Source organism: Algoriphagus halophilus (genome assembly GCF_041729275.1).
In the GTDB taxonomy this organism is placed as follows: domain Bacteria; phylum Bacteroidota; class Bacteroidia; order Cytophagales; family Cyclobacteriaceae; genus Algoriphagus; species Algoriphagus halophilus_A.
In genome coordinates this window covers 3,014,835-3,037,937 of the sequence record NZ_CP146486.1, presented here as the reverse complement: position 1 = coordinate 3,037,937, position 23,103 = coordinate 3,014,835, and the positions used below count along the sequence as shown (strand labels likewise).

At 37.8% G+C, this 23,103-nt stretch carries 17 protein-coding genes and 4 pseudogenes; all 21 read right to left on the bottom strand.

Annotation, left to right across the window (positions count from 1 at the left end):
• Window positions 1-110 precede the first annotated feature (110 nt).
• Window positions 111-2,828, bottom strand: coding sequence for a PQQ-dependent sugar dehydrogenase (locus tag V8V91_RS16240; RefSeq protein ID WP_373396224.1), 2,718 nt, complete (start codon window positions 2,826-2,828; stop codon window positions 111-113).
• 148 nt (window positions 2,829-2,976) lie between these two features.
• Window positions 2,977-3,162, bottom strand: coding sequence for a hypothetical protein (locus V8V91_RS16235; RefSeq protein WP_373396222.1), 186 nt, complete (start codon window positions 3,160-3,162; stop codon window positions 2,977-2,979).
• 11 nt (window positions 3,163-3,173) lie between these two features.
• Complete coding sequence (locus V8V91_RS16230; protein WP_373396220.1) at window positions 3,174-5,126, bottom strand: alpha/beta hydrolase family protein; 1,953 nt, start codon at window positions 5,124-5,126, stop codon at window positions 3,174-3,176.
• The gene (locus V8V91_RS16225; protein ID WP_373396218.1) at window positions 5,123-5,401 is read right to left on the bottom strand and encodes a hypothetical protein; all 279 of its coding nucleotides are present in this window, start codon (window positions 5,399-5,401) and stop codon (window positions 5,123-5,125) included. Before V8V91_RS16225 ends, V8V91_RS16230 begins: the two co-directional genes overlap by 4 nt.
• 17 nt (window positions 5,402-5,418) lie before the next feature.
• Window positions 5,419-6,054, bottom strand: a pseudogene (locus V8V91_RS16220) (serine hydrolase domain-containing protein); the annotation flags it as partial.
• An 8-nt stretch (window positions 6,055-6,062) separates the two neighbouring features.
• Window positions 6,063-6,701 carry a serine hydrolase domain-containing protein gene (locus V8V91_RS16215; RefSeq protein ID WP_373396217.1) on the bottom strand — a complete coding sequence of 213 codons (639 nt, stop codon included), beginning with the start codon at window positions 6,699-6,701 and terminating at the stop codon, window positions 6,063-6,065.
• Entirely contained in the window at window positions 6,698-7,846 is a 1,149-nt protein-coding gene (locus V8V91_RS16210) for a sorbosone dehydrogenase family protein (protein WP_373396216.1), read from the bottom strand. Before V8V91_RS16210 ends, V8V91_RS16215 begins: the two co-directional genes overlap by 4 nt.
• 5 nt (window positions 7,847-7,851) lie before the next feature.
• Entirely contained in the window at window positions 7,852-8,370 is a 519-nt protein-coding gene (locus V8V91_RS16205) for a cytochrome c (RefSeq protein WP_373396214.1), read from the bottom strand.
• Between the two features lie 122 nt (window positions 8,371-8,492).
• On the bottom strand, window positions 8,493-10,286 hold the full coding sequence (locus V8V91_RS16200; protein ID WP_373396213.1) for an acyl-CoA dehydrogenase family protein: 1,794 nt from the start codon (window positions 10,284-10,286) through the stop codon (window positions 8,493-8,495).
• 45 nt (window positions 10,287-10,331) lie between these two features.
• On the bottom strand, window positions 10,332-11,507 hold the full coding sequence (locus V8V91_RS16195; protein WP_373396211.1) for an acetyl-CoA C-acyltransferase: 1,176 nt from the start codon (window positions 11,505-11,507) through the stop codon (window positions 10,332-10,334).
• Between the two features lie 43 nt (window positions 11,508-11,550).
• Window positions 11,551-13,955 (bottom strand): annotated as a pseudogene (locus tag V8V91_RS16190) (3-hydroxyacyl-CoA dehydrogenase NAD-binding domain-containing protein).
• A gap of 104 nt (window positions 13,956-14,059) precedes the next feature.
• Window positions 14,060-14,469: pseudogene (locus tag V8V91_RS16185) on the bottom strand (MarR family winged helix-turn-helix transcriptional regulator).
• A gap of 280 nt (window positions 14,470-14,749) precedes the next feature.
• Window positions 14,750-16,498, bottom strand: coding sequence for a long-chain fatty acid--CoA ligase (locus tag V8V91_RS16180; RefSeq protein ID WP_373396210.1), 1,749 nt, complete (start codon window positions 16,496-16,498; stop codon window positions 14,750-14,752).
• Between the two features lie 475 nt (window positions 16,499-16,973).
• Window positions 16,974-17,183 (bottom strand): hypothetical protein, encoded by a 210-nt coding sequence (locus V8V91_RS16175; RefSeq protein WP_373396209.1) that lies wholly within the window; start codon window positions 17,181-17,183, stop codon window positions 16,974-16,976.
• A gap of 77 nt (window positions 17,184-17,260) precedes the next feature.
• Entirely contained in the window at window positions 17,261-17,470 is a 210-nt protein-coding gene (locus V8V91_RS16170; protein WP_373396207.1) for a hypothetical protein, read from the bottom strand.
• Between the two features lie 116 nt (window positions 17,471-17,586).
• Window positions 17,587-18,633 carry an Ig-like domain-containing domain gene (locus V8V91_RS16165; protein ID WP_373396205.1) on the bottom strand — a complete coding sequence of 349 codons (1,047 nt, stop codon included), beginning with the start codon at window positions 18,631-18,633 and terminating at the stop codon, window positions 17,587-17,589.
• Window positions 18,630-19,526, bottom strand: a complete 897-nt coding sequence (locus V8V91_RS16160; protein WP_373396203.1) for a class I SAM-dependent methyltransferase — start codon at window positions 19,524-19,526, stop codon at window positions 18,630-18,632. Before V8V91_RS16160 ends, V8V91_RS16165 begins: the two co-directional genes overlap by 4 nt.
• 2 nt (window positions 19,527-19,528) lie before the next feature.
• A complete protein-coding gene (gene mnmG, locus V8V91_RS16155) occupies window positions 19,529-21,394 on the bottom strand; it encodes a tRNA uridine-5-carboxymethylaminomethyl(34) synthesis enzyme MnmG (RefSeq protein ID WP_373396200.1) in 1,866 nt (621 codons plus the stop codon).
• An 81-nt stretch (window positions 21,395-21,475) separates the two neighbouring features.
• A complete protein-coding gene (gene ybeY, locus V8V91_RS16150) occupies window positions 21,476-21,901 on the bottom strand; it encodes an rRNA maturation RNase YbeY (RefSeq protein ID WP_373396198.1) in 426 nt (141 codons plus the stop codon).
• Window positions 21,902-21,904: 3 nt separating this feature from the next.
• Window positions 21,905-22,306 carry an ATP-binding protein gene (locus V8V91_RS16145; RefSeq protein WP_074225900.1) on the bottom strand — a complete coding sequence of 134 codons (402 nt, stop codon included), beginning with the start codon at window positions 22,304-22,306 and terminating at the stop codon, window positions 21,905-21,907.
• A 32-nt stretch (window positions 22,307-22,338) separates the two neighbouring features.
• Window positions 22,339-23,102: pseudogene (locus tag V8V91_RS16140) on the bottom strand (exodeoxyribonuclease III).
• Between the last annotated feature and the right edge of the window lies 1 nt (window position 23,103).

Sequence of the window (23,103 nt, the reverse complement as noted above, 5' to 3'; positions counted from 1 at the left end):
TCAAACAATTCAAAGTTATTTTTTGAATTCTATTTCATTTATCGCAGCTAAGATTTCCTCAGATTTCGCATCTGCGTTTTTGAATATAAAATAAATATCGTGCTTCCCGCTTATCTCAGATAATTTCGCAGAAGGTTTCGCAGAATTTTGTCTTCTCCATTCCAGACGTGATACTCCTGCTGGAGGTCTGAAACCTCCATTTGGTGCTTCCGTAACTTTTTCAGTTTGACCAATAACCGTTCCGGTAGGGAGTCAACTCTCACCTCCACTGATGCTCCTTTGGCTCCGTTTCTGCTACTAATTCCAAGGTAAAGAACAATTTCCTTTACTTCTGTCAAATCAATGTCCTTGAATCCTAGGTAGGATTGGTCACCTACCATAAAGAAATTGATACTTGGTGTTGTCAGTAATTGAACTCCTTTTCGCATCTCAGAAAGTTGTGGATCCAAGAAAGGGTTTCTTAGGGCCACATAATCCTCTCCGGTTAAGGAAGTAATATTGCCAGCTCCTTTGTCTGTATAAAAAGCTCTCAATAAAAATCCACCTTGGCCATCTTCATCAGCTGGAATTTCTGGTTTCAATTTTCCTTCCAAAGGAAGAGAAGTAACAGTCGAGTTCACTTCATTCAAACTGAATATATATTCCACCATTCTCTTGGCATCAGCTTCAGAAAGTTGTGGGTGAGCACTCATGGCATGATCTCCCCATACCCCACTTCCGCCATTAATAATCTTACTTACCAGCATATCTACATTAGCAGGAGTATTCGGATATTTTAGGGCCACTGCAGTATAGCTTGGCCCAATTGAAGTAGTGTCGTATTGATGACAAGATTTACAATCACTGGCTTCAATCAAATTTCTTCCAATATTCAAAACTGCCATAGACTCTGCACCACTTTGATTGGATGCCATTTCTATTGGGTCAAATCCAACTGGTAAATAATCAAATGTGATGGCCACTTCCTCAGATTTAATAGATCCATCTGAAGTAGAACCATCTTCTTTATCTGAAACACTTACTTGGTAATCCAAAGTATTCTCTCCAAAATAGAAGGTTCTGTTTTTCCCATTAAAATCAATACTAACTGCTGGACGATCATTTCCGGCTATCAGCTCCAAGTTTGCTACATTTGACTCTCCCTTGGTATCTGTCACCGTAAGTTGGACTTTATATACTCCTGGGGTTTCAAAGGTATATGAAGTATTTTCTCCTTGAAGCACTTCTTTAGTGCCGCTATCTGATGATATAGACCAAGAATAGTCAAGCTTCCCTTGATCGTAATCATCGTAATCACTAGTTCCTTCTGATGAAAAGTTAGAGGTAAATGGAACAGCTCCAGCCAACACATCTGCAGAGGCACTTACATTAGGCTTTCTATTTCCTGCATTGTATTCAATTTTGACCAATTTAGAATTGGAATTTCCCCTAAACCAAGCGCTTCCGTACTCCAAAACATATAAAGCTCCATCTGGACCAAAATCCATATCTATCGCGGAACTGAAGTTATCGCTTGGAAGAAAACGCTCCATGGATTGATAATCACCATTTTCATCCATGGTGACTGCCATAATCCAACCTCTCATAAAGTCTACTATTAACCATTTACCCTCGTAATAAGCTGGAAAAACAAAGGGAGCATTTTTTGAAAAGTCATTCTTTCTAAAGACCGGTCCACCTGTCGCACTTCTCCCCGAACTACCTAGCATTGGGAATTCCTCAGACACTCCATAAGGGTAATAAATAAATGCAGGTACTACAGGAGTGGGTAGCTCTCTTAAACCCGTATTATTTACAGACTCATTGACAGGGTTGTTGACATCAAAAGGGGCTCCATAGGTATCGGTTGCCAGATCATGTCTATTGTAAGGTCTATTATTTGCAATAAAGTAAGGCCAACCGAAAAATCCAGGACCTTTGGCTTGGTTAAATTCATCATACCCTTTAGGTCCCCAAATGGAATCCACTGAAGCATCCGGGCCTACTTCACCCCAATAAAGGTATCCCGTTTCACTGTCCAAAGTAGGCCTCCAAGGATTCCTGTGTCCCATGGTGTAGATCTCTGGTCTTGTTTTCTCTGTCCCTACTGGAAATAAATTTCCTTCCGGAATAGTATACGTGCCATCATCTTCTGGATGGATTCTTAAAATTTTTCCTCTTAGATCGTTGGTATTTCCTGGAGCTCTTTGATCATCTGAATTTTCATGACCTGGTCTTTCATCCAGATTAGAAGAACCTGTTCTTGGGTTTACAGTATTATTACCCACGGTTAGGTATAAATTACCTTCTTGATCAAAGACCATCCCTCCACCAGTATGACAACATTCTTCGCGTTGGGTGGGAACAACCAAAAGAACTTTTTTAGTCTCTTCTTTCAGAGTATTACCATCCAATTCATAACGGGCCAAGACGTGCTGCGTATCCACAGGATCCGCATAATAAAGATAAATCCAATGGTTTTTTTCAAAATCCGGATGTGCGATTACGCCCATCAAACCTTCTTCTGCCTCTCGTACAGCCCCTTCTTTATTCGTGTATTTCGTATTTACGGGAATGGTAGCTACCAATGTCATTTCGCCGGTATTCTCATCAAGTATTTTGACTCCCCCTTTTCTTTCTACAATCAACACCCTCTTTCCAGGAAGAAAAGTCATTTCCATAGGTTCATCCATTCCCTCCGTCAAAACCACTTTAGTAAAGCGATTTTCCTCAGGTTTGATAGTAGGGTCATCTGCTGGTTCCGTTTCTTTACAGGAAATCAAACCCAGACATAATAGGAAGACCATGAATATCTGGCCTTTATAAATTTTACTTACCAAATGGCTCATAAATCAATTGTTTTTGGGTAATTGTTTCAGGATATAATTTGTCAATATGACAAAATAGGTACGATATATCCACCTAAAATACTTCTTACGGCATTTAATTAGGATGAAAGAGCTGTTTATGAAAAAATTATAGGTTCAAAAAGGGCTTTTATAAATTTATTTTTTTTGTAATTCCCAGTTGATCCAAAATCACTACTCCACTTTCATTTTGATCAAACTGAAATTTAATTTTCGTTAATAATTGCGGAGAAAAATTAGGGTTACCAATTCTTAATTGCTCCAAATCATAAGTAAAAGTTTGAAAAATATTTTCAGAATGGTCTTTTTTATCCAAAAAGTCAATTTTTAAAACCTCGATTTAATCTGCCTCTGCAAATGGGAGAATTCTGACAATAAAAATTCGATTTGTTCTCCTGATTCATCGACAAGAATTATTTTAATATCTAGAGGGGGATCAGGCGTTTTTTCCTGGTCCTTGTCCTTTTTATCCTCTTCCTTATTCTCATCATTTTCTTCTACCTCTACCTCATTTTCTTGTTCTACATCAACTTCCTCTTTTTCATCGGAATCATTGTCATTTTTCCATTTTCCTCCACTTTTTGGACTTGAACTTTCTGTTGATTCTGCTAAAGAAAAAGTCAGCATGGAAGTTGAGTCCGGCCTAAAACTTATGGAATCCAGTTTGATGGTATAGCTTGCCAAAACCGAATCTGGGATGGAAGGTTTTGCACCGTCTTCCCATAGTGTATCGATTCCCTCATTTAGTTTTTCGTAATTCCATCCTAAATAAACGGCTCGGCTTCCCTTTTTGCCATACTCCATATTTATCTCCCCTTCCCGCCATACGCTTAAATGTTCAGCCTCTGCTTTACCTCCTGAAGTAATGGTCGTCAGTTCAAAGTCTTCATCAAAATTTGCCCAAACACGTGTATTGGAATCTTCAAATTGACTTAAGTAAATAGACTCAGGAAGCCAATCTTTTCCTTTTCTTGGATCCAAAAACAAGGGAAGATATTCGTCTCTTTGGTTCAGGCTTGCCTCCAAGAAAGCCCCAATGTAAACTTTGGCTATTTCCCTTTGCTCGGAAGCTGGCATCAATTGTTCCCTATTGAGAACACCCTTGAAAGTCGCCAATATGTCGTTATCTCCCCATGAAGTATTGAATTGCCCATGATTTGCCCCGGAGATATAAATCAAAGATTTGAAATGGTAAGCACTATCCGTGAATTTGATTCTCTCATATTGCATCGCTCCCGCAAAAGAGGTCACATCAGCATCTTGCGCTCCATGAAGACTGAGATAATTTACATTTTCAAATTTCGTCCCTGAGCCTCCAGGCTTATATTGTCCATCTACCGGCGCTATGGCAACAACACCTTTGATATTAAAATGATACCCTAATTTGATAGAGGCATCATCAGGATAATACTCCAGTGCATTCAGCATGGCAGCATGACCAACTGCCTCGCCCCCTCGGGAATGACCCATGAGCGCAATTTTATCCATATCCACTTTTCCATAAAGAGGATGGGCTTCCATATTATTCCACTCATCCCAAACGCGCAAATGTTCAAGAAGCAACCAACCCCTTGCATCATTTTCTTTTTCTAATCGGCCAAATAGGTCTGTCCAAGATCCATTGATAAAGTTCTCATCGACAGAAGCCAAAATCATTCCTTTGGAGGCCAAAAACTCTCCAAGATAGTCGTATCCCGGATCTGAAAAATCCTGCATAGGATGATTCCCATGAACCACCAGAACCAATGGAAAAGGTCCAGTTCCTTCGGGCATCCAAACTCTTGCATTAAGAGGTAATTCCTTTTCATCAAACCCCCAATACTTTTCTCGCCACCAGCCACTGAATTTGGCCCAGTTGTCAATAAAGGCTCTTCCATCAACGGATTCAGTCAGATAAGTAACTCCTTCGGCAAATTCTTCTCTGCGAAGATCCTTTCCTGAGCCATAGGTAAAAGTGGTAACCTGGAAATTTCCATCTACTGAAGGGGAAGGTGCTTCAATCTGTGAAACCTTAGCTTCGGTAAGTTTGGCGGCATTGATCTGTTCATCGATTTCTAATCCACGTATACTTCCAAAATAGATCAAAAACCCAATTCCTGCGACACCAATTCCAAAGCCTAAAATCGAAACAACTTTCTTTGGAGTACTTAGTTTTTTAAAATGCCCTTTCCAAAACATGGCTATCCCTGCTCCAAAAAGTGAAAAAACCAAGATCATAAAAATTATATATCGCTCATCTCCAAATCGGACAAGAGTTAAGAGAATTAAACTTGCAATCAATATTCGTTTATAAAGTGGGGGATTGAAAAAATTAATTTGATGAGTTTCACTGAGAGGTAAGAAACCAGGGTCACTGCAATCAAGATCAACAGCCCAAAAACCAATAACCAAGAATCCTTAAAATTGATGGACATTCCGATTACTTCAATCTGGAAGACGATCAACGTCAGAATTAATAGCCCGATAGCTGCACCTTTAATGGCAAAAATACCTGGTTTGATGAGGTTAAGTTTCCCTTTAATCCAAGTGCCAATTCTCTTAAAAAATTTCTTCATGATCATTCGATTTAGTACTATGGAGTAGGGTTCATATCAATTTTCCCGTAAACTGCATCTCTAAAATTTTTATGAAGGCTTATTCCATCATAAGGGAATAACTGGACAAACATGACAGCAGTCAATTCATTAACAGGATCTACCCAAAATAAAGTACTTGCCGCTCCATCCCAAAAAAACTCTCCAACCACACCATTCATTTCCTCTGCGGAAGCCGGAGGATCTGTCCTTACCGCAAAGTCAATTCCAAAGCCTACTCTTCCTTTGCTTGGAAGCCAAGATCTTTCTGTAACGGAATCCGGAAGATGGTTGGTAGCCATCAATTTTACAGTTTCTGGTTTCAGTATTTTAGTTCCATTTAGTGTGCCTTCATTAACAAACATTCTCGCAAAGGTCATATAGTCATCCAATGTAGAGGTCAATCCAAATCCACCTGGAGTCAAAGGCCATTTTTTGAGGTTAAAAGCATGGGCTGCAGAGTCAGGCATCTGGGTCAACTGTCCTTCTCCTGTTCGCTGGTAAGCAGCAGAAAATCTATCGAAATCTTTTTCTCTAACCACGTATCGTGTATCATTCATTTTTAAAGGACCCAACACATGCTTCTGAACATACTCATCGTAAGGAATTCCTGAAATTCGTTCTACCAAAAATGCCTGTACGTCTACAGATTGACCATATTCCCATTGGGTACCTGGTTGAAACCATAGGGAGTGCTTCCAATTTTCTCAGCCATTACAGTGAGTGTATTTTCATAACTTCTGGCATCTTTTTCCTTCATAACATCACTCAAACCAGGGATATTATCACGGTTTGGAAAGCCAGCTGTATGTCTTGTAATATCACGGATAGTCACCGGTCTCTCTGCATCTACCAAAATCATTTTCCCATTTTCATCTACCCCTTGGTAAACTTTCATATTGGCAAATTCAGGTGCATATTTTTCAAGAGGATCATCCAAATGGAATTTCCCTTCTTCATATAATGTCATTAAAGAAGTACCAGTAATCGGTTTTGTCATGGAATAAATCTGGACAATAGTATTTCTGTCCATCGGGATATTCTTCTCTTTATTGGCAAAACCAAATGCATTAAAGTACACCTCCTGATCCTTTCCGTAAATCAGTGCAGAAATACCTGCTACATTTCCTGAATTTACATAGGCTTGTAAAGTAGAGTCCAATCTGGCTACTGCCCCTTCATTAACAATAAAATCTGAGGTTTCTTCTTGCTTTGTGCAAGAACTAAGCAGGATAGCGAACCCAATAGATATGGAAAGAAGGCTCTTTAATGATTTTATCATAAAGTATTCACGATTTTATAGATTTTTCCTTGATTCTTACTCATGATATAAACCTGTTTTTCGGCATCGATACCAAATTTCAAATCTACTCGACCGCCAACTATTTCTTCCATAGTCGTTTCATTCCCTTCAAAAACCACTTTCATACTTTTTACCTCAGGATTTTGATCTAAATCAGCAAAAAACAATCTTCCAGTTGGAATATCTCCAAATACAAAATTCCCTTTAAGTTTCCCTTCTGAAAGAAAATAGCCTCCAATTACCGCTACAGCTTCATCATGCTCCAACTGAATAAGAGGATAAGTTACCCCCTTTTTATCATCATCCTTTGGCAAAGGGTAAAGAGTACGGAAGCTTCCAAAAGGATTAATCATAAATCTTCCTTCTCGGATAGGCCAACCATAAAATTTGCCCGGCTCAATCAGATTGATTTCTTCAATGCTATGCTGCCCAATATCCGTTGCAAATAATTTATCTGATTCATCCCAAAATACTCTGTTTGGATTCCTGAACCCATATGCCAAAACTTCACCTGCTTTTCCTTGAATACCTGAGAATGGGTTAATGCTTGGGATCCCATATTTTCCATTAGCACTATTATTCCCCGCAGGGTCAATTCTTAAAATACTGCTGTAGACTCCGGTTCCTCCATGATCTGAGATATAGGCAAATCGTTTTTCCACTGTACCTCCATCTCCATAACCTATATATAGCAAGCCAAAATCTTCATCTCCTTTTTCAGAATTTGGATTAAATGTGAGCTCCTGCATTCCATGAGCTTGAGAAGCATTGTCAATTCTCAGAATTTCCCGACTGGTTCCTTGAAAAGTTTTTGAATTTGGAGAATCTGCTTTCCATTCGGTCAGAACCCATTGCATAAAAACATTCAAACTATCAGTGTAGCCAAAATCTGAAGGTTGTGTTCCACCTGGCTCAGTATGAGCTGTATAAAACAGCCCATTCTCCAAAAACTCAGGATGAAAGGTGAAACTGCCTAATCCCGTTGCCCAACCTGGTTTACTCACCATATCAGGTCTTTGCTTTAATAGATCGATATATAGTTGTGGTTTTTGATCAACTAACTCATAGATTCCAATCCTCTGGTCATTGATCATCAGGCGATTTGTACCAGGGATAGGCTCCATTTTAGTCATTTTAGCCAAAGCTGGAACGGTATCTGAAGCTGGAAGTTGGGCAAAAATTCTAATTCAAACCTAATTCCTGAATCCTGAATTTTCTCCGGAATTAAATTTGAGGTAGTATCTCCCAATATTTCAATGGGAAGGGTTTCAAACGTGTGGAGATAGCTTAGAATAGAATTTAGATCAGCTTCAGAAAAGTTTGGAAATGCAGGCATTTCATTTTTATAGATGGCCAAAAGCCTTTCTGCTCTTTCATCTTTAGCTTTAAAAAACTCAGATGGGTTTTTGATAAATCTTTTGATCCAATCTGTTTCTACCTGACGAGTAAGACCACTTAGGTTAGGGCCTATTGCATTCTCGTTAAAATTATGACAAGTTGAGCAATTCTGATCAAAAAGAACTTTTCCGGCTTTAATTTGATCAACGTCTTGACTAATAGTTGCACCAAACTCCTCTTCATTAGTTGAAGTACAGGATAGGGTAGCAAGAATTATTAAAACGGAAAAAAGGGTACTTAATTTTTTCATCGATACTAATTTGGGAGTTTTTGTTAAATACAGAAAAAAATATTGTTTTTCTGTCTGGTTTTAGAAATAAAAAAACCTCTGGCACAAAGTACCAGAGGTTTCACCAATTAATCCCTGTTTAGTTAAAATGGGTATTTTCCTTGCTCAATCATATAATCGGCAATTTGTCTTCTAAGTTCCTTGGTATTGACTAAATCCGCTTTTGTGAATCTTTTCAGTCCCATAAGCATCACTTTTTGTTCATCTCCTTTGGTAAAACTTGCGATGGCTTCCTTTGCTGCTGCATTTATTTTATCTACAGCTTCAGCCAAATATACTTGACTCATGGCTATTTGCATTGCAGTGGTTTCTTCACCTTGAATACTCACTAGTTTCTCACTTCGAAGAATAGCAGATTCTGCAGCATAAATCTCGATCATTACATCGGCCAGATTCATCATGATTTCCTGCTCCTCTTCAATTTTATCTTGCAATGCCATCGCCGCTTTTCCTCCGACCATCAAGAATACTTTTTTCAATTTCTTCAGCACTTCTTTTTCTGAGGCAAATAACTCGGATGTGTCAATGGTTTCGAAAGAAGGAACTGAGGTCAGTTCCGCTGAAACTGCCATCGCAGGCTCAAATAAGTTGATTTCTCCTTTCATGGCTCTTTTCAAAAGCATTCCGATCATCAACATCCTGTTGATTTCATTCGTCCCCTCATAAATACGGGCGATGCGGGCATCCCGATAAGCTCTTTCCATTGGTGCCTCTGCAGAATAACCCATTCCTCCATATACTTGGACTCCTTGATCCACTACATAATCCAACACTTCAGACCCATGTATTTTAGCGATAGCGCATTCCATGGCAAATGCTTCGACTCCTTTTAATTTGGCTTGGCTTTCCTCCATTCCTTCCGCCACGAAAGAATTAATCTGCTCCTCTATATCTTGGCCAGCTCTATAGCAAAGCGATTCTGAAACGTAAGTTCTAATGGCCATTTCTGCTAACTTGGATTTAATCGCTCCAAAGGTGTTGATACTTACACCGAATTGTTTTCGTTCAGTGGAATACTTGATCGCATTCGTAGTGACAGCTCTTACACCTCCTAAAATCCCAGAGCCTAATTTTATTCTTCCAATATTTAAGATATTCACTGCGATCTTAAATCCATTTTGTCGCTCCGATAACATGTTTTCTACTGGAACTTTACAATCATTAAAGAATACCTGACGGGTAGAAGAGCCTTTGATTCCCATCTTTTTCTCCTCCTCATTCATGGTAATCCCACCAAATGTTTTTTCAACAATAAAAGCAGTCAGATTCTTATCATCTTCTATTTTGGCAAAAACTATAAATAGGTCAGCAAAACCTGCATTGGAAATCCACATTTTTTGTCCATTGATCAAATAATGCTTTCCATCCGGAGTCAATTCTGCTTTGGTTTTTCCACTATTCGCATCTGAGCCTGCATCTGGCTCCGTTAAGCAATAACAAGCTGCCCACTCACCGGTCGCTAGTTTGGGAAGATACTTTTGCTTTTGCTCTTCTGATCCATAGTACAAGATCGGAAGGGTTCCAATTCCGGTATGCGCTCCATAAGTAGTAGAGAATGACCCTGCTGATCCAATAATGTCTGCAATCAGCATGGAGGTGACGAAATTCATCCCCATTCCTCCATATTCTTCAGGTACAGAGATCCCCAACAAGCCTAATTCTCCCGCTTTTTTGAAAATGGAGGGAACTAGATCAGGATTTTTCATACTATCAATCTCCTCAATTTTTGGAATGATTTCGGTGTCAATAAAGTCCTGACAAGCCTGAGCCATCATTTTTTGTTCTTCCGTATATTCCTCAGGAATAAAAATTTCTTGTGCTGAGGTTTCCCGAACCAGGAATTCTCCTCCTTTGATAGATTTTGCTAAAGTTGCCATTTGGAATGCTATTAAATTTTTTCTTTTTCGTTTTTGAAGCTTGAATTATTTCAATAATTCATACACACCTGCGACTCCTTGACCACCACCAACACACGCAGTTACGAGGCCATACTTTTTATTTTGTCTTCTTAGTTCGTTAAAAATCTGCACCGATAGTTTTGCTCCGGTACAACCTAATGGGTGCCCTAGTGCCACTGCACCGCCATTGACATTGACAATATCGGGATCTAGGTCCAATGACTTAATAACTGCCAAACCTTGAGCAGCGAATGCCTCATTCAATTCTACTAAATCAATATTCTGAAGACTAAGTCCTGCTTGCTTCAGGGCTTTCGGAACAGCCTCTTTTGGACCAATTCCCATAATTCTTGGATCCACCCCAGCAACACTGTAAGACATTAATCTTGCTACAGGCTCCAAGTTGAGAGACTTCATAAACTTCTCAGACATCACCACAACAAAAGAAGCTCCGTCAGAAGTTTGGGAAGAATTACCTGCAGTAACCTGGCCTCCATTTTTAAAGGCAGGCTTCAAACCAGACAAAACTTCCATAGTAGTACCAGGTCTAGGACCCTCATCTGTATCTACCACAAATTTTCTGGTTTTCTTTTTCCCTTTTTCGTCCAAATAAGTTTCTTCTACTTCTACAGGGACGATTTCATCTTTGAATTTCCCTTCGGCAATAGCGGCCAAGGCTCTCTCATGGGAACGAACTGAAAAGGCATCTGCCTCTTCTCTAGTAATGTCATATTCTTTTGCCAATTCCTCTGCCGTCAGTCCCATACTGATGTAATAGGATGGATGCTCAGTGGCAATTTTATAATTCAAAACCGTTTTGTAGCCCATCATCGGTACTAAGGACATACTTTCAGTTCCTCCAGCAATGATGCAATCAGCCATTCCTGCTTTCACCTTTCCTACAGCTAAAGCAATCGCTTCCAATCCGGAGCCACAATACCTGTTGATGATAAATCCAGGGTTATCGATTCCAAGTGCAAGCAAAGAAATCATTCTACCCATTTGCATGCCTTGTTCTGCCTCGGGTACTGCATTTCCAACAATCAAATCATCTATGTGCTTAACTTCCAAACCAGGAGTATTAGCAATCAAATGAGTGATTACATCAGCTGCTAGGTCATCCGGTCTATAAAACCTAAATCCTCCTTTTTTAGCTTTACCAACTGCCGATCTATATCCGTTTACTATATATGCTTCCATTTTAATGCTTTTTGAGTTATTGAGTTTCTTAATACCAGGCGATTCAATTTCTAAGTGGTTTTCCCTTGAAGAGTATGCTATGGATTCTTTCCAAGGTCTTTTTCTCTCCGGTCAAACTTAAAAATGCCTCCCGTTCCAAATCCAATAAATATCGTTCTGATACTTCTGTTGGAGAGGACAAGTCTCCCCCGACATTACCCAAGCCAGTTTTCTGGCAATTTTAGCATCATGTTCAGATATATAAGCTCCATATCGCATTCCAGTAATACCTGCTTCAAACAAAGCCAAGGATTCCTTACCTAGTACTTTGATGTCCTTCTTTTCTATAGGCTGTGAGTAGCCTTCATTAAATAGAGAAATGACTTTGGATTTGGCCTCTGCCAATTGTCTCTTCCGATTCAATGTAATTCCATCACTCTTTCTCAGATACCCTAATCCTTTTGCTTCCTGAGCAGAGGTAGAAACCTTTGCCATGGCAATGTTCATAAAGTATTCTTGTAGTTGATTTAATTCTACATCCCCACTGATCAAGCTATCAGAAAATCTTAGGGTCATTTCCTTTGTACCGCCTCCGGCAGGAATTAATCCAACACCGACTTCCACTAGACCCATATACAATTCTGCGTGAGCTTGTACGTGATCTGAATGTAATGAAAGTTCACATCCTCCTCCCAAGGCCATATTATGAGGAGCTACCACTACTGGAACTGAAGAAAATCTAGCCCGCATCATGGTGTTTTGGAATTGGGCAATCATTAAATTGATCTCATCGAAATCCTGATCCCCGGCAAACATAAACAACATGGCAAGGTTGGCTCCCGCAGAGAAATTGGCTCCCTCGTTTCCGATCACCAATCCTTTGTAAGATTTTTCTGCCATACCAATTGCAGTATTGATCCCTTCCACCACTTCGGACCCCATGGAATTCATTTTGGTATGAAATTCCAATCCTATAACCTCATCGCCCATATCATAGACTGTGGCTCCAGCATTTCCCCAAATCTTTTTCCCAGCAGATTTTAAGGTATCAAGAATGATGAAATCCTCTATTCCAGGAACTTCCTTGTAAGTCTTGGTAGGAATATCGTAATAGTGTTTTTTACCAGCCTCTACCTTGTAAAAAGAAGTATTGCCCGCATCTAACATTTCATAAACCCAAGCTGCTGGTTTTTCACCCGCTGCTTCCATTTTTTCTACTGTATCCTTAACTCCTAGAATATCCCAGCTTTCAAATGGTCCGTATTCCCATCCAAAACCTGCACTCACTGCTTGATCAATTCTATACAACTCATCCGCTATTTCCGGTATTCTATTGGAACAATACCTGAACAAGTCATAAAATGTGGTTCGGTAAAATTCACCTGCTTGATCATCGAAATTGACCAAAAATTTGATTCGTTCTTTTAGGTCTTCAATCCCTTTGGAAGCTTCTAAGGCTTTAAATTTTGGCTTTTCAACATCTTTGTATTCGAAGGTGTTGAAGTCAATTTCTTTTAACTCTTTCGATCCATCTTTATGACGAATCATTTTGAAATAACCTTGACCTGTTTTATCTCCGAACCACTTATTGTTATAGAGAACTTCAACTATTTTTGGAAGTTTAAACTTCTCTCTTGATTCATCATTGGGAAGAGCTTTGTAGAGGTTATTGGCCACATTCACGGTGGTATCCAATCCCACTACATCCATGGTTCTAAATGTGGCAGATTTTGCTCTACCTATCACCGTTCCCGTCAATTTATCGACTTCCGAAACTCCTAAGCCCATTTTCTCTATAGAATGCATAGCCGATATAATGGCATACACTCCAATTCTATTGGCAATAAAAGCCGGTGTATCTTTACACAAGACCGTTTCTTTACCCAGAAATTTATCACCATAATCCATCAGGAATTCGATGATATCAGGATTTGTTTTCGGTCCAGGTATAATTTCCAATAACCTGAGATAACGAGGAGGATTGAAAAAATGAGTTCCCGCAAAATTGATCTGAAAATCTTCCGATCTACCTTCACACATCATATGCATCGGAATACCCGATGTATTGGAAGTAATTAAGGTTCCTGGTTTCCGAAATTTTTCAACCTTTTCAAAAAGTGATTGCTTGATATCCAATCGTTCTACCACCACTTCCATTATCCAGTCATAATCTTTGATTTTAGGTAAATCATCATCAAAGTTTCCAGTTTGAATTCTTGAGGCAAAGTCCTTATCATAAATAGGAGATGGTTTAGCCTTTAAGGTATTTTGCAAAGCCGTATTTACGATCCTATTTCGGACCATCGGATGCTCTTTGGTCAGTCCTTTCTTTTCTTCCTGTTCCGTCAATTCAAATGGAACAATATCTAATAAAAGTACTTGTACACCTATGTTCGCGAAATGACAGGCAATTCTTGATCCCATCACTCCTGAACCTAAAATGGCGACATTTTTTATGGTCTTTTTCATTTCTTTGGGTTTTTCGGTAGTTAGAGGCCTGTTAAGGCTCTTTGTTTATAGTTCAAATATGATTTTGTTGATTTCATCTGATCCTTCGGACTGAACCTGATCGATCACCAATTGAATTTTCTCAAAACTTGAAAGAAGTTTTTCAAATCAGATTCACTTACTACCTCTCGAATCTGCTCATTAAACTCCCTTATAGTGGCAATTGAAATTTCTTTTTTCTTTTTCCTTCCTCCGTCAAAAAAATTCTAACGGATCTTTTATCTACAAGATCAGGCTTCTTATAAATGAGTCCTTTTTCTTCCATGTTTTTCAGCATCCTAGTAAGGCTCCTTGTTTCCAAACCCATCATCGGCGCTATTTTCGTTGCCGGTGTGCCTTCTTTGGAATTTATATTAATCAAGACGAAACCGATCGCAGTAGTAAAACCTTCACCTGCTGCCTTCTGATTGTACATTCTAGAAATGGCATGCCAGGCGCTTTTAATATGATAATCAACTGTTTCTTCTCGCTTCATACTGCAGATTAAGTCCAAATTCCAAGGACAACTAATGTAACGAAAATTTTGTATGCATGCATACTATATTGTTTAAAAAGTTATGCATGCATCACAAATTAAAAATGGTAATTTTTAAATAAACAAAACTATTTATTAGTAATACCAAGTTAAATAAAAATATTCGGAATATAATTTAAGAAATAGTTCCTATTCCAAATCATGTTTGGCTAAATGGCAAAGTCCGAAATTTTAGTTCATATCTCCTCAAAAACATTAATTGATCTGGATCAAAAGAATATCAAGAATTATATAGAGTTTCTACTTCTTGCTCATACTTACCCAAGATAATTTTCCTCTTAAATTTCATGGTAGGCGTTAATTCACCGGACTCGATAGACCATGGATTTGGAAGAATTTTAAAGCGTTTGATGGTTTCCCATTTAGCAAAATACTTGTTCATATCCTCTATAATTCTTTCGTATTTGGCGATAATTTCTGGCCTTTCTACCATTTCGGCCAATTCAGTAAATGGATATCCTTTATGCCTGCAATATTCTTTCAAGCCATCTTCGCTCGGAACGATCAAAGCTGCTGGATAATTTCTATTTTCGCCAACGACCATTACCTGGTCAATGAGACTGGATTCCTTGATTTTATTTTCTATTACTTGCGGAGCAACGTATTTGCCTCCGGAAGTTTTAAACATCTCTTTCTTTCGATCAGTAATCTTTAAATATTCTCCATCAAGCTCACCAATATCTCCTGTGTGGAACCAGCCATTTTGGAGCACCTCAGCTGTGAGATCCTCCTGCTTGTAATACCCATGCATCACATTGGGTCCCTTCACCAAAATTTCACCATCTTCAGCAATTCTCACTTGAACTCCTTCTAATATTTTACCCACATAACCAATTCTAATCTCCTCATGGCTACAAATTGAGGATGAAACCACCGGAGATGTTTCTGTAAGTCCATATCCTTCACAAACCGGTATGCCTGCTGCCCAGAAAATTCTAGCTAATCGAGGTTGTAAAGCAGAAGCCCCGGAATTGATTTGAAGAATTTCTCCTCCCAAGGCTTCCCTCCATTTACTGAATATTAATTTATTGGCCATTTTTAGCTGCCAATTATACCAAGGTCCTTGATCATTTGCTGGATCATATTGATTGCCTAATTTCAAAGCCCAAAAGAAAAGTGACTTCTTTATTCCTTTCAATTCATATCCCTTGGAAACTATTTTATCATAAATCTTTTCCAATAATCGGGGCACTGTATTGAAACCTTGGGGTTTGATTTCCCTTAAGTTATCTCCAATTTTTTCAAGGCTCTCAGCATAATAAATTGATATCCCCATATAGATGAAACAAAAAGAAGCTGTCCTTTCAAAAATATGGCAGATTGGCAAAAAGCTAAGCACTTTACTTGTTCCCTTTTCAAGAAGAAACCGTTTAGAAACTGCCAACACATTGCTTAGCACATTTTGATGGGTCAACATGACCCCTTTAGGTCTACCCGTGGTCCCAGAAGTATAAATAATCGTAAAAAGATCATCTGCCGTAACTTCAGATTTGGCTTTTTCTAGTTCGGCAAGATCTCCACTTTGGCCCGATTCCATAAAATCTCTCCAAAATTCTACTCCTTCCAATTGCTGAAAACAGAAGATTTTTCTTCCGTCCGAAGCTTCTTGTGCTTTAGTTAGAATTTCCTGGTCTCCCACAAAAATCATTTTAACTTCTGCATGATCGAAGATGTATCGATAATCCTCAGTAGTTATCGTAGGGTACATTGGAATGGAAATCGCCCCAATTTGTTGCAAAGCCAAGTCTACAAAATTCCATTCAGGTCTGTTTTGAGAGATAAGGGCAACTTTATCATTCTTTGAGATTCCCGCTTTTAAAAATGCCAAACTCAAATTTTCAATTATTTCCTTTACATCTCGGGAAGAGTAAGTTTGCCAAGTACCATTTTCCTTAAAAGCGAGTGCAATCTCTTTATCGTATTCACTAATCTGATAGGGGATGAGATCAAATAATCGATGTAAGGCCATTTTGTGTTTTTTGGGTTATGGATAAATAAGTTAATGAAAAAATGACTTATTCTAGAATCTATCCACATTGTCCACTTGCTAATAGTTATTATATCTTATTTAAATAAAAAAACTTATTACAGTTATTAGGCCTGTGGATTTGTGGACAAAGGTGGTTTAAAAAGTTCTCCACGATTCTTAGGTGCTTTATTCTTTCATATCCCAACAGTTATACCAGCTTTTTCCACATGTAAATCATTGATTTTCTGGGTACTGATTTTTTATCCACTATTTTAAAGTATTTTCCTGTTTATTAACTGTTAGTAAAATAGCTGTGGATTACTTATTGGTCTCCTGTGGACATTTCAGTACTTATCCCCGAATGGTAAGATTTTGTTTTTTCCTTTTTTCAACGATGGGGATAAGTCTATTTTTTCCTGTTTTTGTTCACTCTTTTCCACAGTTAATGGCAAGTTATCAACAGGTCTTTTTTGTCTTAATTTAAACCTGTTTTAGGCGTTGCTTCTATGGTCAAATCTTCTGTAATCCAGCCTGATTTTATAACTATGTCTTGTGAATTGGTATCTGGATGTACGTAATAAAATACTCTTTCAGCATACCTCTCCTCTAGATAATTTGAAGGATCCCAGCGACGATTTTTATTTAAGTCTTCTATTACCCGTATTTTGTATGAAATTGGTTCCAATAGTTCAAATTTGAATTCATTCCCTTCAGTTATATAAAGCTGCTTTACTATCTGGGATTTTGAATCAATTAATTGAACTATATAGGTGCTGTAGCCCCTACAATTTGGCCTGATAACTCGTCTGCTAGGGTTTCTCTTTTAAGTTTTCTATAGTTTGCTGCTAAAACTGCTTCATTAAATTGCCCTTCAATATCTCTGAAGGTTGAGTCTGCAGCTTTGATAGTAACTATATCAGTGGTTAGAGAGTCTGGTATTATGAGTTGGATATTTAATTGATCTCTTTTCATGGAGTCTTGAAAAGAGATCATTTCAGGAGTTATTGTGATTTGTGATGCTGTATCGTACGTGATGTATAAAGAATCGTAGGATATATCTGTAATTGGCTTATTGAAGGTTAATTCGATTAATAAGTCTTGGTAAAAGTTTTTTCCGAATTGACTGTGTAAGTTAATTTTTCAGCTCTTCTTTCGCTTTCCTCAAACTTGGCAAAAATGGTAGTATCAACTTTAAAACTCAATGAATCCTGGAGTTGAACATCAATCCTTACACTGTCTTGGATAGGTTCTTTTGAGTAGAGCGTGACTTTTTTATCAGTAACTTTATAAAAGATATCTTTTCCTATTCTTTCATTTGACAATTCAATTTCTAACGGGTCCTTGTTGAGTACTAGATCGTAGTTTCCTCCAGAAGTAGATGATCGCGTTAGTTTTATTTGAGTTTGGTCAGCATTGGACAGATTAAATATTGCTCCTGATACTTCATCTTGAATATCTATCGTATCCAAGATGAAGTCATAGGCTTCGCTTTTATATTCTGCTTTGAGAGAATTGTTCTCATCATGCCAAGCATAAGCTCTATATTTTCCCGCTTTGATGTTTTCTATAGTGAAGTTTCCCAATGAATCTGCTTGGCTTAGGTAGTAGGGAGGAGCTGTAAATACATCCGTTGTATCATTTGATTCATATAATCCCACGATTACATTTTCGTATAAAAACCCTCTTTTTGGGAAGTAATTATTGACTTTACCGCTAAATTTTAGGCTATCAATTGTTTCTCCTGTAGAAAAAACAAGTTTTAAATTTTCTGTTGGGTTTCCCTCAGATAAATCCTCAATTGATTTTTGGAAGTTGAATACATAAGTAGTACTATCTTCTAAATCCTGATTCAATTCTATTTTTACCGTGTTTTTTAATGCTGTAATTACCAATTCATCTTTATCTACCTTAGGAGTGATGATGATATTTTTATTTGGGTTATCAAGTTTAATATATTCATCGAATACGATTAGTATTTCCTCAGGTCTTTGGTTCAAACTTTGATTGGTAGGATACATTTCTAGAACTACTGGTGGATCTTGGTCCCTTGGCCCACCCATTGGAGTGCTTTGCTTTGCACATGCATAAAATAGCAAAGCGATAAATAGGAATGCTATGTATATTCTGTATTTCACTTCTTTTTAAAAATAAAGAGATTACTGGAGTATTGTCCCATTTCGTTTTTCGCAGCTTTATTGGATTTCCAACCGGATATTACTGCTTTTAGGTATTTTGAAATGGTAGATTGATCTGGATGAAGATATCCTTCGGATAACAAGGATACATAGTAACTGTCAAAAGGCATTGGTTTAGTTTCAACAAGCTCTAAATCAAATAGTTGTTCAAAATTTTTGATGGCTGTTGAATTGAAGTGGTATAAATGCCTGGGTACATCCCATCCTGCCCATTCTTTGCCATAGTTTTGTGCATCCCAAGAGGTAGGATTTGGAACTGCAATTATCATATAACCATCTGATTTTAAGCGTTTTATGAGTTTTTTTATGGTTTTCCTAAGTGTATGGATGTGTTCCAAAACATGAAATAGGCTGATGACATCATACTTCTTTTTATCTTCTAATTGATCGATGGTTCTTACCACTGAATCTTCCAATAAATGATTTGCTTGTTCTCTGGCTTTTTTAGTAGGTTCTACTCCTTTTATCTTCCAACCCTTTTGTTTAGCGGAATTTAGAAATTCTCCTGTTCCGCAGCCATAATCTAAAAGTTTGCCTGTTCCTTTAAGAGAAGTAATCAATTTTACTTTCTCAGAAACTGCATAATCCCTTACCTTATTATAAATGAATTGGGTAATGCTTTTATTATTCTTTTCGTGGGAATAATATTCTGGAAAATCATAATAGGGTCCTATTTTGTCTTCCTTGGGTCTAGGGTTGGTAAAAAGTAGAGAGCAATTCTGGCATTTGCAGATAATGAAAGTCTCCTTGCTTACTGCATAATCTTTGATTTCTGTGTAATTAAGAAAAAGCCCACTTTTGCAGAGTGGGCATTTACTAAGTCTTTCAGCCATGATTATCTTCCTAAATAAACGGTAAGGATCGAGAGGTCAGCTGGCGATACCCCACTGATTCTTGAAGCTTGTCCTAAGGTTTCGGGTTTAATTTTGTTTAGCTTTTGTTTTCCTTCATTAGAAAGTGCAGGAATGTTTAAGTAATCAAATTTGAGTGGAATTTTATAATTTTCCATATTACTCAATTTTTCTACCATCTGCTGTTCCTTTTCAATATAACTGTCGTACTTAATTTGAACTTCAGCTTGTTCCCTTACCTCCGTTGAAAATCCTGATAGGAATTTATCTAATTCTGGATCTAAAATCATTAGGTCATTTAAACCAATTTGAGGTCTTTTTAGCAGTTTTTCAACCACTATTTTTTCTTTGATCTCAGCAGTGCCTATTTGTTCTAAACCTTTGTTTATTTGTTCTGGAGCCAGTTTTTTCTGTTTAAGATCATTGATTAGTCGGGCAGTTTCTTTCTTTTTATTTAGCATTTTATCCAATCTTTCCTGGCTTGCCAAATTAATATCATATCCTAGCTGAGTAAGGCGTAAATCTGCATTGTCTTGTCTAAGTAATAACCTGAATTCTGCCCTTGAGGTAAACATTCTGTAAGGTTCTTCTGTCCCTTTATTGATCAAATCATCAATTAGAACACCTATATATGCATCTGATCTTTTCAATAAGAAAGGATCTTTTTCCTGCACTTTTAAACTTGCATTGATACCAGCGATTAATCCTTGAGAGGCGGCTTCTTCATATCCTGTAGTTCCATTGATCTGTCCAGCAAAGTATAAGTTTTCTACCAACTGGGTTTCTAAAGTAAGTTTAAGTTGAGTCGGCGGGAAGAAATCATATTCTATAGCATATCCTGGTCTAAACATTTTTGCGTTTTCGAAACCAGCGATTTTACGAATAGCTTTGTACTGTACGTCTTCAGGCAAAGAAGTTGAAAATCCGTTTACATAGATTTCTACTGTGTCCCAACCTTCGGGTTCCACGAATATTTGATGTCTATCCCTTTCTGCAAATCTATTAATCTTGTCTTCTATAGAAGGACAATATCTAGGGCCTAACCCCTGAATCCTTCCATTGAACATAGGAGAACGGTCAAAACCCTCCTCTAAAGTATTGTGAACATCCTTATTAGTATACGTAATCCAGCAAGTTCTTTGCTCTTTTATAGTGCTGGTTTCATCTGAATAGCTGAATTTCTCTGGATTTTCATCACCATATTGTACCTCCATTTTGGAGTAATCCAAACTTCTTCCATCTACTCTTGGAGGGGTCCCAGTCTTCATTCTTCCTGATTCGAAGCCCAAAGAGACTAATTGTTCAGTAATTCCCTTTGCTGCTGCCTCGCCGGTTCTACCACCACCAAATTGTTTTTCACCGATATGAATGAGACCATTCAGGAAAGTTCCATTGGTCAAAACCACGCTTTCTGCCTCAATCTCTATTCCTATTCCAGTCCTAACTCCCTTTGCTCTTCCGTCCTTTACTAGGATTCCTGTAATCATTTCCTGCCAGAAATCAACGTTTGGAGTCCTTTCTAGTGCTAATCGCCATTCTTCCGCGAACCTCATTCTATCATTTTGGGAGCGTGGAGACCACATAGCAGGTCCTTTTGATCTGTTTAGCATTCTAAACTGGATCATGGATTTATCTGAAATTATTCCAGACATTCCCCCCAAAGCATCAATTTCTCTTACTATTTGACCTTTCGCCACTCCTCCCATGGCAGGATTACAAGACATTTGAGCAATGGTATTCATGTTCATGGTACATAATAATACCTTAGAACCCATTTGTGCTGCCGCATGTGCTGCTTCACAACCCGCGTGCCCTGCTCCTACTACAATGACATCATATTTTGGAAACATGATTTATATTTTTGTTTACTGTTTCACGTGGAACGTTTAAGTTTAGAGAACTTATGTTGTTCTTCTGTTCCACGTGGAACACTAGATGTTTTGAAATAAATTAATAGCGAACTCTTCTTTAGTTCGCATCATTTCGACTTCTTCTTTTTTCTTGTCTTTGTATCCCATTAGATGAAATAGACCATGACTAATTACCCGGCTTAGTTCATCTTCTATGGGGACTTGAAGTTTTTTTGAGTTTTCTTCAACTCGATCGATACTAATAAAAATATCTCCTTCTATTTTATCTTCTTCTTCAGAATTATCAAAGGTGATGATATCCGTATATGTATCATGATTTAGGTATTCAACATTGATGTTGTAAAGATATTCGTCGCTGCAAAAGATGTAATTTAAATCTAGAATTTTGAACTCTTCAGAGTCTGCTATCGATTTAAGCCATTTTTTACGCTTTTGCCGTTTATCTAAACGAAATGTGATTTCTTCCTCAAAGAAATTTATAGCCATGGCTTAATTCATATAGAAGGATAAAATGGTCTTTCTTCCTTCTTCTTCAAATTTTACTTCATCCGATAAATGCTTGATCAAGAATATTCCCCTTCCTCCGGGTTTTTCTATGTTTTCTGGTTCTGTAGGATCTTTTAATTCGGTAAGATCAAAACCAGGGCCTTCATCTTCAATAACGAATCTTAAGAGCTCATCTTCCATAAATAGTTCCAGATGCACTAATTTGTTCTTGTCATGTTGATTTCCATGAATAATTGCATTACTGATGCATTCGGTGACGGAAATCATAATATTTCCATAGATATCATCATTGATATCGAAGTTTTCTCTTGCGTTATCGATAAAACTTTCGATTATTTTAATATTCTCTATTAATGAGGGTATGGAAATTTTTATTGATTTCATCTTTATTTTATTCAATGATCAACAGGTATGATTTAATCAGTTAACTCTAATAATATGGGACAATGATCTGAATGCTTCGCTTCAGGCAAAATTACGGACCTTTTCAGTTTATTTTGCATTTCATTGGTTGCCATATGATAATCTATTCTCCATCCTAAATTCTTGGCTCTTGCATTGGCTCTATAACTCCACCAGGTATAGTGATGAGGATCTTCATTAAAATACCGGAATGTGTCTGTAAACCCTGAGTCAGTGAATTTATCCATCCATGCTCTTTCTTCCGGTAAAAAACCAGAACTATTTTTATTTGAAACAGGATTATGAATATCGATCGCTTTGTGACAAATATTATAATCACCACTTAAAATGATATTCGGTTTTGATTGTCTTAAGTCCTGCATGTACCCATAGATATCATCCAGAAATTCATATTTGAAGCTTTGTCTAATATCTCCAGTGGTACCGGATGGGAAATAAGCAGATAGGAATGAAAAATCATCGAACTCAACTTCCAACAATCTTCCTTCATCATCGTATTTGTCTAAGCCCATTCCATGTTTAATAGATTTAGGAGTCTTCTTAGTAAAAATAGCCACTCCACTGTAGCCTTTTTTACTGCCGGATACCAATAAATTTCATATCCTAAGTCCTTAAATATAGTACTATCAATTTGACTTTCTAATGCCTTAACTTCCTGTAAACCAATAACATCAGGGTTTGTTTGTTGTAACCATTCTACAAATCCTTTGTTCATGGCTGCCCGGATGCCGTTTACATTATAGGAGACAATCTTCATG

Bases quoted from the DNA above. Each gene is read 5' to 3' on its own strand.
- V8V91_RS16200 (WP_373396213.1), bottom strand. From the start codon at position 10,286: ATGGCAACTTTAGCAAAATCTATCAAAGGAGGAGAATTCCTGGTTCGG.
- V8V91_RS16205 (WP_373396214.1), bottom strand. From the start codon at position 8,370: ATGAAAAAATTAAGTACCCTTTTTTCCGTTTTAATAATTCTTGCTACC.
- mnmG (WP_373396200.1), bottom strand. From the start codon at position 21,394: ATGTTTCCAAAATATGATGTCATTGTAGTAGGAGCAGGGCACGCGGGT.
- V8V91_RS16210 (WP_373396216.1), bottom strand. From the start codon at position 7,846: ATGGAGCCTATCCCTGGTACAAATCGCCTGATGATCAATGACCAGAGG.
- V8V91_RS16180 (WP_373396210.1), bottom strand. From the start codon at position 16,498: ATGGCCTTACATCGATTATTTGATCTCATCCCCTATCAGATTAGTGAA.
- V8V91_RS16170 (WP_373396207.1), bottom strand. From the start codon at position 17,470: ATGAAAAGAGATCAATTAAATATCCAACTCATAATACCAGACTCTCTA.
- V8V91_RS16215 (WP_373396217.1), bottom strand. From the start codon at position 6,701: ATGATAAAATCATTAAAGAGCCTTCTTTCCATATCTATTGGGTTCGCT.
- V8V91_RS16195 (WP_373396211.1), bottom strand. From the start codon at position 11,507: ATGGAAGCATATATAGTAAACGGATATAGATCGGCAGTTGGTAAAGCT.
- V8V91_RS16160 (WP_373396203.1), bottom strand. From the start codon at position 19,526: ATGGCTGAAAGACTTAGTAAATGCCCACTCTGCAAAAGTGGGCTTTTT.
- V8V91_RS16145 (WP_074225900.1), bottom strand. From the start codon at position 22,306: ATGAAATCAATAAAAATTTCCATACCCTCATTAATAGAGAATATTAAA.
- ybeY (WP_373396198.1), bottom strand. From the start codon at position 21,901: ATGGCTATAAATTTCTTTGAGGAAGAAATCACATTTCGTTTAGATAAA.
- V8V91_RS16240 (WP_373396224.1), bottom strand. From the start codon at position 2,828: ATGAGCCATTTGGTAAGTAAAATTTATAAAGGCCAGATATTCATGGTC.
- V8V91_RS16225 (WP_373396218.1), bottom strand. From the start codon at position 5,401: ATGAAGAAATTTTTTAAGAGAATTGGCACTTGGATTAAAGGGAAACTT.